A 12,029-nucleotide genomic window follows, 5' to 3' on the forward strand; every position below is an offset into this window, starting at 1 on the left:
TTTTTGATTTCTAGATGTTTATTTTGTAACATTTTACCTCATTCTTGTAGTTTAATTAACAATATTTTTTGACTTAAAATTTTTGCCTCTTGTGACTAACTAAGCTAGGTACTTCATTTGATATTGTAATAGAGACACGACGCGCAAGCACACATAACAGTACAAAAATTGAACAAAAAGCCTCAATCAGAAACCCGGTTTATTCAATAAACCGGGTTTCTGATTCCTCATCTACTTCCGAGTACAAACTAAAATTCCTTTTCATGATCTTTGTTGCTGTTTATTATTAAATACCTTAAATGCCTACAGAATAATTACTGAATAATCATCAGTATTTTGAAGTATTTATCAGTAGTTATACACAAAGATACACGACTGCGCAGAAGTTATCGGGTATCTTATAAATAACGAAAAAACCGCCTCTAGGTTAGGGCGGTCTGGTTAAGCAATCGGAGGGTATTTACAAGCTTACTCTGTCAATTTGGGAATAGTTGTAGCAAAGTTTGCACTTATTGGCAAATAAAAGAGACAAAATGCAACTCGTACATTGGGCGCGGAAATAAAATTACCATTTCAAATAGGCAAAAGCCTTGATAGATAATACTTTTGAATGCGTGAATGCGTGAATGTACGCGCAGCGGTGCTAGCGTCTGGCGTAGACACTCATTGGTTCCTTAATAAATCTTATGTAAAGATGTTTGAAAGTAGATTTAATGACGCGGGGCATCCCAAAATCAATGGGGACAAACTTGTCTGGTAGTCGCCAATCATGAATTCGTAGTGCTTCTGGATGTAACAGAGAAAACTGGATAGCTTTTAATTCTGGGCAAACTCCTAACCTAACTGATGCAGCAACTGTAGGAACTTGGTCGTATGGTACATTGAGAATCTCTACCATTGCTCGATCTAAAGCAAAAACATCAGCTGATGCAGCTAAAACGCCCAACTCACGAGGTTCACCACCACTAGGACCGTTACCTTCATGACCGATGATCCCATCTAATATAGTTAAGTTGGGATTAATTGCTCTGGCTGTTTCCACCAACATTTCCCCAAATCGGTTAGCATCTTTCCCTGCTTCCATGTGCCACCAAGCCTTCATTTTGCCTGGTACACAACCAAACAAGTTTTTTACCCCTAACGTGAGTACCAGTTGAACATGGGACTTCACTTTTGGTAGATTAATCACTACGTCAGCCTCTATCGCTTCTTTACACAACAGCAAGTGGTTAAACTCTTCGCTAATGGTTTGGTAGCGATGCCCGTGAAAATCGATAATCGGTAAATTCAATTCTTCTAAAACAGGTAAGTAGCCATTTGCTACTGCTACTCCCCTAGCGCTACCAAAAGCGGGGCTATCTCCCAAAAATGGTTTACCGCCAGCCTCAATTACCATAGAGGCAACTGCGTAAACTAATTCTGGGCGAGTGGTGCATTCTTTACCTGGGCGTGCGCCAGTGAGTAAGTTGGGTTTGAGTAAAACGCGATTTCCTGGCTTGACAAACGCCGCCATTCCCCCTATGGGTTCTAGCAGTGTTTCTAAAGATTCCCGTAGAACCTCTTTTGCGTAAGAATTTGCACGAATTATGCTGACGGATGAATTTGGAGGAAGCATAGTTAAATAATGAACAAACAAGAAAGAATTGGGAAGGAAGAAATTGTTATAGTTCTATCTTCCTTCTTTCTTCTTTAATCCGATTCGCCGTCTTGGTATTTTAGAGGTACGATCGCACTCATTTGTTCCAAGTTTAGTACTTCGGCTAATTCGGCTTCATTCATTAGTCCCTTTTCCAGTACAATCTGTCGCAGCGACTTACCAGTTTCCAATGATTCTTTTGCCACAGCAGCTGCATTGAGATAACCGATGTGTGGATTTAATGCCGTTACCAAAGCTAAACTGCCTTCGGCAAAAGCTAAACACCGTTCTTGATTTGCAGTAATTCCAGTTAAGCAGCGTTCGGTGAGCGCGGCAATGGTGTTACCGAGAATTTCAATGCTGTGAATTAGGTTGTAAGCTATCAGAGGCATCATCACATTCAGTTCTAATTGTCCTGCAAGTGATGCAAGTGCGATCGCACTATCGTAACCCATTACCTGAAAACATACCATTGATGTCATTTCTGCCATAACTGGGTTATACTTACCAGGCATAATTGAGGAACCTGGTTGCACTGGGGGTAATTGAATTTCTTTGAAACCAGTTTTTGGTCCTGAATCCATGAGGCGCAAATCATGAGATATTTTAGCTAGGTCAGTTGCTAAGTTACGTAAAGCACCGGAAACATTTACAAATGGTGCCATACTTTGCATTGCTGCCATTAGATGAGGTGCAGGTTCTAAAGGACAATCGATTAACTCCGAAAGAACTGTTACTACTCGCCCACGATATTGAGGATGAGTATTCATACCCGTTCCAGCAGCACTACCACCTAAACCCAGCACCATCAAATCCCCACTATTGGTGTATATCCGGTTTTGATGTTCGCTCAGAATGTGCGCCCAAGCACGAAAGTTTTCTCCCAACCTTACAGGTACGGCATCTTGCATGTGAGTTCTACCGGATCTAACTGTATCTTGAAATTGGACAGCTTTTTCTTCAAGTGCTTGTATTGCCCCTTCTAATGCTGGGTGTAGTGTTTTTGATAATGCCAGCAAACCGCCAATGCGAATTGCGGTGGGGATGACATCATTGGTAGACTGCCCATAATTGACGTGATCGTTGGGACTAACTAGTTTGTAATTACCTTTTTCATCACCAAGAATTTCTAGCGCCCGATTTGCCAGTACTTCATTTACGTTCATATGGTGAGAAGTACCAGCACCTGCTTGATAAACATCTACCACAAACTGATCGCGAAATTTCCCAGCAAGTACTTCATCAGCCGCTTGCACAATCGCTTTACTTACGTCTTGGGGAATGCAGCTAAGTTCTCCATTAACAATTGCTGTAGCTTTTTTAATCAAGATACAAGCATCTACGTAAGTATGAAGAGGCTTAATACCACTGATGGGGAAATTTTCTGTTGCCCGCAGCGTTTGAATACCGTAATAAGCGCTACTAGGGATAAGGCGATCGCCCATTGAATCGCGTTCGATGCGTACTGAGGAATCTGGTTGTTGATTCATATTGATTTTGGACTTTAGATTAGGAATTGCTAACTGTTAACTGTTGACTGTTAACCGTCAACTGTCAACTGTCATCCAAAATAGACATGACTATACCCAACTGGATTACTTTTTCTCGCTTATTAGCGTTACCTTTTCTGCTTTACGGGTTACGTAACCCTACACCCCAAGCGCGGTGGGTGTGTTTGGCAATTTTTCTCGTTGCCGCTCTGACTGATTGGTTGGATGGGTATTTGGCGCGGAAACTCAATCAAATTAGTGAATTAGGTAAGTTTCTCGATCCTTTAGTTGATAAACTACTGGTACTTGCGCCGTTACTAGCTTTAATTGAACTAGGGCAAGTTCCTGCTTGGGGTGTGTTTCTCATCCTAGCACGGGAGTTGGCGATCGCTGGTTGGCGGGTGAGCCAAACTACGATTACCGGAGCCAATATTTGGGGTAAGCTGAAAACTGTCAGTCAAATAGTGGCGATCGTACTTTTAATCGCTCCCCTACCTGAAGTGTGGCAAATCCCCTCTGTTATAGCTTTCTGGATTTCTGTTGTTCTCACGTTAATTTCTGGGGCAATTTATATTTTTCCGCAAAAAGACGGTATCAGCACCGTAAAAAACTAATGAAACCCCAGTATAGCATTCTTATTCAGTGGTCAAACGAAGATCGCAAGTACATTGTCAGTTTACCTGAGTTTGGACCTTATGCACACACTCATGGAGATACCTATGCGGATGCTCTCAAGAATGGAGAGGAAGTACTAGAGCTTTTGATTGAAGATTACCAAGCACAAGGAAAACCACTACCAGAACCTCTAACTACAAACGTTTGTTTTGAGTTCGTCTAATCATCGGTAACGTAGTACATAGCAATCCTTCCCAAGTAACAATTACGTATCCCAAGAAGCCCGGTTTCGTTAAAGTTATCGGGCTTCTTAGTTATGACTAATTGTTTAGAACTGGTATAGAAAGAAATAAGTATCAATGAAGATTGTTCTTTACGAACAACTTTTTGATATTAGTACTAATACGTGTAATCCGAGCCGAGTAAAAGAACTTACTCTTTATTACTACGTTCTGCTTTCATGTTTCATGAAAAACCTCTTTTTGCAACAAATCTATTGAGCTTTTTTAAGTTGGCTACTTAATTTTATTTATAAATTTGACTAATATACGTAAACTATTTTTCATTTATTGTTTATTTTAATATAATTAACCTACTTAAAGTATTAAAAAAAATACATCTAAAGATAGATGTCAGTAATTTTTTTTGTAATGAATATGAATATTCTATGTATATTATTTTGTATAAGTGTTCATATATACATATAAATTAAAGTATAATTGCAATGTCTATAATCTGTGTTAACTTACTTTTTATACTGTCTGTTACACGACTTTGTATTTAGTTGCAACAAAGTTTTATGGCAAAGTTGTAAGACAAAAGTTATATTTGGTAAATACTATAGACTTTTACAAAAATTTACTTTTAAATTCAAATTGCAATTGTGATTGCCATTTCTCAACAAAAAACAAGTATTTTTTTCTACACATGCGAAATAATACAAGAAAAATTAATGTGTATTATTTTTTGATTGAAAAATAATACCTCTAAAGAGATACAAAGGTGAGTGTGTAGTTACTATAAATTTTATTTAGGTATATGAGGAAACGTCTGTGGAGCAAATACAAGAACCCACAGCTGTTTCTAACAATTTACACATGCAGGTGCGGTATTCTAAAGTTGATGCGTCTAACAGCAACAGAGGCAAAAAGCTTACCAGAATACCTAATCTTCACCAGGTGCAAAAACTACCAAATCTAGACGTATACCTGTTAGAACGCCGCATTACCTGCATGACTGTCCCAGCCATTGTAGAAGCTATATATAAAGCTTCGATTGAGGGGAGAAAGATAACTGTAGCTAACTACAATGTGCACAGTTTTAATCTTTCAATGCAACTACCTTGGTATTATCAATTTCTTCAGAGTGCGGAAATTACGCATTGTGACAGCGTAGGCATGTTAAAAGCGATTAGTTGGATGGGGCTAAAGTTACCCAGAGACTATCAATCTTCCTACACAATGTTGATGCCAAAAGTTTTAGAAAAATGCAATGAGCAGAGATTGTCTGTATTTTTGCTGGGAGCAAAACCTAATTGTTTAGAAACGGCTCTTAATCGCTTAAGAGAAGAATACCCGCGTGTAAATTTTTTTGGATACCACGGATATTTTGACAAAGAAGATACACAACAAAATGAAGCTGTGATTGAAAAAATAAATCAGGCAAAACCTCATGTATTAATAGTAGGCATGGGGATGCCAGTTCAAGAAAATTGGATTAGAAGATATGGCGATCACTTGCATGTTAATGCAATCATGTTAGGTGGAGCGATTATTGATCGCCTAGCGGGTGTTGTGCCAGACTGTCCAAGATTTGTTTCTCATATGGGTTTAGAATGGTTATATCGTTTGTACCGTGAACCCAAACGCCTAGCGGCTCGTTATTTACTGGGAAATCCCGCCTTTGTACTACATATTGCTTTAGCAAAGTTTTACGCCTCTCCATTACGCGTACAAGCTATGCAATCAATTGATAGCAATAGATTAGAAGCTGATGCCAACAAGAACAAACACTTAAATTCAACCAATCAAAATCAGGAATCACTTGCAAACATTTACACGAGAGTCAAACAGATTGCTGATTATTTTGTGGAAGCAAACCTTTTGACTAAAACACAAGTTGAAACTGCCTTATCTGAGCAAAAACTAACCGGAATGCTTTTAGGTGAAGTCCTAGAACGCAAGGGAGCAATTCAACAACAGACTATCGATAAGATAGTTAAAAACATGAGCGCTGATGTAGCTAATAACTAATAGCTCCGCAGCCTTTCTCTCTGAAATAGGGTGCATTCACAATGTAGTCCTTGTGGGGGCCGGTAGTATTGCCCGCTTTGATATCGAATAGAGAGCCACATCCGACAAAAAGCAGAATGCACAATTGCTGGAGTTATTAAATGATTATTACCCCAAAAGTTAGTGTTATAGTCCCTGCCTATAACGTGAAATCGTACATCCACGATGCATTGGGTTCTCTAGAACGTCAAACTTTGTCAGAATTTGAGGCAATTATTGTTGATGATGGTTCTTGTGATGGTACGGATGATGTGGTAAAACCTTTTTTAAAGCGCGATGCACGCTTTAAGTTGTTACAAAAACAAAATGGTGGTCTTTCTTCAGCACGCAACTATGGAATTCGTCATGCTTGCGGTAAGTATATTGCATTATTAGACGGCGATGATGTTTATCATTCAGATAAATTAGCTAATCATGTAGCTCAACTTGAGCGTAATGCTGAGGTAGGAGTGGTTTACAGTGCTTCTAGGGCAATTCGCGATGATGGGAGATTAACTTTTATTACTTTGAGTGGCAAACCCATTCACGTCAACCCAATACTAGCTTTGTTGTGCAAAAACTTTGTCGGACACGGTTCTAATGCAGTATTCCGGCGCTGTTTGGTGGATGAGATTGGCGAGTTTGATGAAGAATTACGCAGTTGGGAAGATATTGATTTTTGGTTACGAATTGCGGTAACGCAAAAGTGGCGTTTTTACAGAGAGAAGCGTCTTTTGTCTTACTATCGTGTCCGCCCTTCTGGACTCTCTTTCAATCTTGTTCAAATGCGGATTAGTGGTGAACAAGTAATTCAGGCAGCTTACCGACGTTCTCCTGACTTAATAGAGCCAATGTTGCCAACTGCCTACGCCTACATGTACCGCTATTTAGCGCGATTGTGTCTCCAAGGTGGTGATACTCAAACAGCCCGTGATTTTGTCGATCAAGCTTTTATTTGCGACAAGTCAATTTTTTATCAGGATATGCGTTCGCTTCTGACTTTAATTGCTTCGCGTCTAGCACCACTTAGTCAGGTAGTGATTGGGCGATCGCTTGGCAAGGCAAATGCCAGGTAACCATGACACGGTAGAGACGTTCCGGCGGAACGTCTCTACAACGACGACACAAAACAGATTTGCTGACAAACATGAAACAAATTTCATTGATTAAGAGTGGGTTTTGGATTACTTACAGTACCTTTATTACACGATTTTTTGCTTTATTAAGTAATTTAGTTTTAGCAAGGTTACTACAACCATCTGAGTTTGGTGTTATTGGCGTAGCCTACGTTTTCTGGTCTTTTTTTACACTTTTTACCCAAAGTACAACAGGGTCATTTATCATTTACAAAGGTACTGAAGATCAACGCTACTTAAACACTACTTATACAATAAGTCTTGGCATTGGACTAACTTTTTCCTTGGCAATGATAGCTAGTTCACCATTGATAGCTAGTTTTTTCAATCAGCCAAACTTAACTTGGATCTTAATAGTATTTGCAGGTAATCTACTATTATCTTCTGTCTTCTGTATTTATTCTGCAATTATGACCAGACAGTTACAATATCGAGAATTAGCAAATATAAATTTCATCAGTTGCATGACTCGATTGTTATCTACTATTGGTTCTGCTTTGCTCGGGTTGAGTTATTGGTCATTTGTGATTGGAGATACTGCTTCTTGGATCATAGGCTGCATTTTGACACGCTATAAATCTGGTCATAATTTACGTTTAGAAATTAACCCTCTTGTTAAATCGGAAGTTTTATCTTTCTGTCTTGGCTCTACTGGCTCTAGTTTTGGTTTTTATATGAATGCAAACCTAGATAATTTCGTTGTCGGTAAAGTGTTAGGTAGTACTAGCTTGGGTTACTACAACCTTGCTTATCAATTAACTATGGCATTATCTACTATTTTCAATTCAGTAATTGGTCAACTGGGAATGCCAATCTTTGCTCAAATAGATGAGCAACAACAAGAAGATACGCTTTTTAAAGTTGTTGAGCAAGTTGCTTTTATAACCGCTCCTATCTACGCTTTAATTTTTTTAGTAACTGATAAAGAATTTATATCTTTAGTATTTGGCTCTCAATGGACACCTTTATGCATTGTTATTCCTTGGTTGTTAATTTTTGCCTATTTTCGTGTTATAAATAATCCTCTAGATTCTATGCTATCTGCAAAGGGACGCCCAGACATTAATGCGAAAGTGAACCTTTATATTGCACCGCTTGCCGTTCTGAGTTTTTTTATTGGGGCTATATATAAAGGAATTCTTGGAGTGAGTATTGCGGTTGCTTTCATCTTGGGATTATTTTGGACATTTGCCTGGTGGTGGGCAGGCTGTAAACAATTTGGTTGGTCAATGCGAAAGTTTTTCATGTATGCTTTTACCCCGATTTTTCTAGTTATTTCACCTTTAGTTGTATCGATAAATCTACCAATAGGTATTAAAGAAATTGTCTTTATTTTACTTTATGCTTTTAATATTAGATTTTTCTTTCCTCAACAATTCACTAAGTACAAAAATATTGCTGATAAATCTGTAAATTGGTTGAAAGCAAGATATGCACGCTAATAATTTAGATAGGATTACTATGATATACAAAAAAATATTAGTGACAGGAGAAGCGTTATTTCTTGAGAGACATCAATTTCTTTTTCAAGCAATGTCTACACATATTAATAATCTACAGTTTCTCCCTAGAAGTAATGAATGGTATGAAACACAAATACCGCGAATTACTTTGAAAAGTATTCTTACCCTTCTTACAGGTTCTTTACGTAAAGCCAATGCATTATTTCAAAAAAATAAACTGGCATTCATTTTGAAATCAAAACGTGCAGAGTATGAAATTCACAAAATGAAATCTAAACCAGATCTTGTCTTTCATCTTTTTGGTACATACAGTCCCTTTTGGGACAAATTTGATATTCCTTATGTGATGTACTTAGACTATACTGTAGCTTTGGCAGAGAGAAATTGGTCAGAATGGGCTAATTTTATTAATCATCAACAACGTCAGTCTTGGCTAGACTGCGAAAACCTAGTTTATCAAAGAGCCAAGCATATTTTTTGTATGAGTAATATAGTAAAGCAATCTTTAATTCAAGATTATGAGCTAGACTCTCAAAAAATCACTGTTGTAGGTTCTTCGGGCGATTTTATAGAAAATTACAACGGAGAAAAAACACTTGGAACGAAAAGAATACTATTTAATGGATCAGATTTTAAGAGAAAGGGTGGAGATTTAGTTTTAAATGCTTTCCAGAAGGTAAAACAAGTAATTCCTGAAGCGAAATTAGTTATAATAGGTAAAAGAATATCAGTAAATGAAGACGGGGTTGAAAATCCAGGACATATTTCTCGTTCAGATATTCATAATCTTTTTCTCACAACAGATTTAGTTGTTGCACCTGCATTTTGCGATCCTTTTCCAACTTTTCTTTTGGAGGCAATGAATTATGGAATTCCCTGCATTGTCTCCGCTAATGATGGGATGCCAGAAATTATTGAGCATGAGGTGAATGGGATTGTTATTGAACAACTAACAGCTGATATGTTAGCTAGTCACATAATTAATTTGTTAAGCAATCCTTTGAGATTAGAATCCATGTCTCAAGCAGCACGCTCCAAGGTGAAAACTAAATTTAACTGGAACAATATAGCTCAGCAAATAGTCAAAACTTTATCTAATTAAGTCATATTTAAGTAAAAATTAATTTCCGCTCAAGTTATGAAAATAAAAAATATTGTGGTAACGGGAGAGTCACCGTATTTATTTCGGCATGAGTTTCTTTTTCAAGCAATGTCTTCTTATTGTGAAAACTTACAAATTATCCAAAGAAAACAGGAGTGGTATGAACAAAAAATGACAAGACGTTTACTGAAATACCTTTATGCTCTGCGGGTGTTTTCGGTGAGTAAAGCAGATACATTATTTCAAAAGAATCAACGAGAGTTTATTGCCAAATCACAAAGAATAGAGCAAGAAATTAGGCAAATGCCATCTCCTCCTGAATTGGTATTTCATATTTTTAATACATATAGTCCAATTTGGAATAAATACGATATACCATACGTTGTCTATCTAGATTATACAATGGTTCTGTCTGAGAAAAAACAATTGCCCTGGGCTTACTTTATTAATCGTAGCGATCGCAATGGTTGGTTTGAGTGTGAACGTCAACTTTTTCAACGAGCTACCCATCTTTTTGCACAAAGTAATTGCGTCAAAACTTCTTTGTTACAAGATTATGGCATCGAGCCTAAAAAAGTAACTGTGGTTGGGGCTTCTGGAGATTTTCAAGCACCTTATGAGGGAGAAAAAAACTTTGGTAGTCAGCAAATATTATTTAACGGTTCCGACTTCAAAAGAAAGGGAGGAGATTTAGTTTTAGCTGCTTTTAAAAAGGTAAGACAGATACTTCCTGAAGCTAAATTAGTCATTATTGGCAGGAAGCTACCTTTTCATGAGGATGGTATTGATAATCCAGGACATATTTCTCGTTCACAACTACAAAATCTTTTTCTCAACACAGACTTAGTTCTAGCACCTGCTTATTGCGATCCTTTTCCTAGATTTGTGATGGAGGCAATGAATTATGGAATTCCTTGTATTGTCTCAGCTAATGACGGAATGCCAGAAATTGTTGAACATAAAGTGAATGGGATTGTAATTGAACAACCAACATCTGAATTATTAGCTAACCAAATTGTCGATTTGATAAGTAACCCTTCTGTATTAGCATCCATGTCTCAAGCAGCACGCTTTCAAGTGAGAACTAAACTTAACTGGAACAATATAGCCAACAATATAGTACAGGTATTGTCCACTATTAAGTAAAGCGTAGATGTAAGAACATACTTATTATTTAATTTTCTCGCCTCTTACCTCTGTGTACTCTTTAAAAGTGAAAAGATGAAATTTAATAGTGAAATATACCAAAAAACAGCCCGACTGATTCACGTATTGCCTAAAGGTAGAGAAAAGGCAAGAAATATTTTGTTTTCGTGGTGGAACAGTTATCCTAGTTGGGATCCTTGGATTTTAAAAGATGGCGATGTCTACCGTCTCTTCTATTTGGTAGGACCAAGGGGATCTAACATTTGGTGGATACAAGGTAAGATATGTGGTGCAATTTCACATGATATGAAATTCTGGGAAGATATTGGAGTTTTACTTGATGTAAACCCAGATAATGCATGGGAGTCGGGAAGAATGCTAGCTGGCTGTACTCACAAAGAGGATGATATTTACTACCTCTTTTACTCAGCAGCAGGTGAGGGTGCAGAAATCATGAATGAAGGAATTGGTATAGCAACATCTGTGGATGGGTTGCATTGGCAAAGATCCTTAACTAATCAACTTGTAAAACCAGATAATAACTATCGCTGGTACGGACGTTTCAAACGCCAAATGGGTGATGATGAATACGATCATTATCAATGGCGCGATCCTTATGTCGTTAAGGATCATCAGACTGGAAAGTATTACATGTTCATCTGTGCTTATTTAAAGGAAGGAGGAGAGGGAAAATTTCGGGGATGTGTTGGGGTGGCGGTAGCAGACAAAATTACTGGACCTTACCAACTACTACCCCCGGCTGCTATACCTGTTATTGAAGGTACAAATGAGTCACCTTACTATGAAATGGAAAGACCACAGGTGATTTATAAAAATGGTCAATATCATTTGTTTTTCTCCTGTTGGACTACCTGGTTAAACCCCAAATGGATAGAGAAAGTCGGTAAAGATCAAATCACTGATTCATCTTTGTACTGGTATGTTTCTGATTGCATTACTGGTCCTTTTAAACCTGTGAGTGAAAAACCAGTTGTTCAAGGTAGCGAGAAAACTGGAATGTATGGAACAAACTTTTTTCCTTCTCCGGATAATCCAGATGAATTCATAGCGTATGGATGGTATTACAAACGAATGACATTAGCACTTTCACCGCTGCATCGAGTTTGCTGGAATAATCACTCTATATCAATTAATTAGGATCAAAGTATAG

The 12,029-nt window shown here is 37.8% G+C and carries 10 protein-coding genes; 8 read left to right on the top strand and 2 right to left on the bottom strand.

The window, feature by feature from the left end; all coding sequences use genetic code 11:
* Positions 1–643 precede the first annotated feature (643 nt).
* On the bottom strand, positions 644–1,615 hold the full coding sequence (locus tag ICL16_RS29240; protein ID WP_190835089.1) for an Npun_F2552 family protein: 972 nt from the start codon (positions 1,613–1,615) through the stop codon (positions 644–646).
* Positions 1,616–1,689: 74 nt separating this feature from the next.
* Positions 1,690–3,126 (bottom strand): aspartate ammonia-lyase, encoded by a 1,437-nt coding sequence (locus ICL16_RS29245; protein WP_190835090.1) that lies wholly within the window; start codon positions 3,124–3,126, stop codon positions 1,690–1,692.
* 86 nt (positions 3,127–3,212) lie between these two features.
* Here ICL16_RS29245 and pgsA point away from each other — a divergent pair, with 86 nt between their 5' ends.
* The 8 genes from pgsA (at position 3,213) to ICL16_RS29285 (ending at position 12,016) form a co-directional block, all read left to right on the top strand.
* A complete protein-coding gene (gene pgsA / locus ICL16_RS29250) occupies positions 3,213–3,740 on the top strand; it encodes a CDP-diacylglycerol--glycerol-3-phosphate 3-phosphatidyltransferase (protein ID WP_190835091.1) in 528 nt (175 codons plus the stop codon).
* Positions 3,740–3,964, top strand: coding sequence for a type II toxin-antitoxin system HicB family antitoxin (locus ICL16_RS29255; RefSeq protein ID WP_190835092.1), 225 nt, complete (start codon positions 3,740–3,742; stop codon positions 3,962–3,964). The genes pgsA and ICL16_RS29255 overlap by 1 nt, the downstream gene beginning before the upstream one ends.
* Before the next feature lie 829 nt (positions 3,965–4,793).
* Entirely contained in the window at positions 4,794–5,993 is a 1,200-nt protein-coding gene (locus ICL16_RS29260; protein ID WP_337907144.1) for a WecB/TagA/CpsF family glycosyltransferase, read from the top strand.
* A gap of 140 nt (positions 5,994–6,133) precedes the next feature.
* Positions 6,134–7,087: a glycosyltransferase family 2 protein gene (locus ICL16_RS29265; RefSeq protein ID WP_190835093.1), complete on the top strand. Its 954-nt coding sequence runs from the start codon at positions 6,134–6,136 to the stop codon at positions 7,085–7,087.
* A gap of 71 nt (positions 7,088–7,158) precedes the next feature.
* A complete protein-coding gene (locus ICL16_RS29270) occupies positions 7,159–8,589 on the top strand; it encodes a lipopolysaccharide biosynthesis protein (protein ID WP_190835094.1) in 1,431 nt (476 codons plus the stop codon).
* Positions 8,579–9,712, top strand: a complete 1,134-nt coding sequence (locus ICL16_RS29275) for a glycosyltransferase family 4 protein (RefSeq protein ID WP_238361003.1) — start codon at positions 8,579–8,581, stop codon at positions 9,710–9,712. Before ICL16_RS29270 ends, ICL16_RS29275 begins: the two co-directional genes overlap by 11 nt.
* 36 nt (positions 9,713–9,748) lie before the next feature.
* Positions 9,749–10,858, top strand: coding sequence for a glycosyltransferase family 4 protein (locus ICL16_RS29280; protein ID WP_190835095.1), 1,110 nt, complete (start codon positions 9,749–9,751; stop codon positions 10,856–10,858).
* Between the two features lie 75 nt (positions 10,859–10,933).
* A complete protein-coding gene (locus ICL16_RS29285; RefSeq protein WP_190835096.1) occupies positions 10,934–12,016 on the top strand; it encodes a glycoside hydrolase family protein in 1,083 nt (360 codons plus the stop codon).
* Positions 12,017–12,029: the final 13 nt, after the last annotated feature.

The sequence above is a fragment of the Iningainema tapete BLCC-T55 genome, assembly GCF_014698965.1.
GTDB classification, from domain to species: Bacteria; Cyanobacteriota; Cyanobacteriia; order Cyanobacteriales; family Nostocaceae; genus Iningainema; species Iningainema tapete.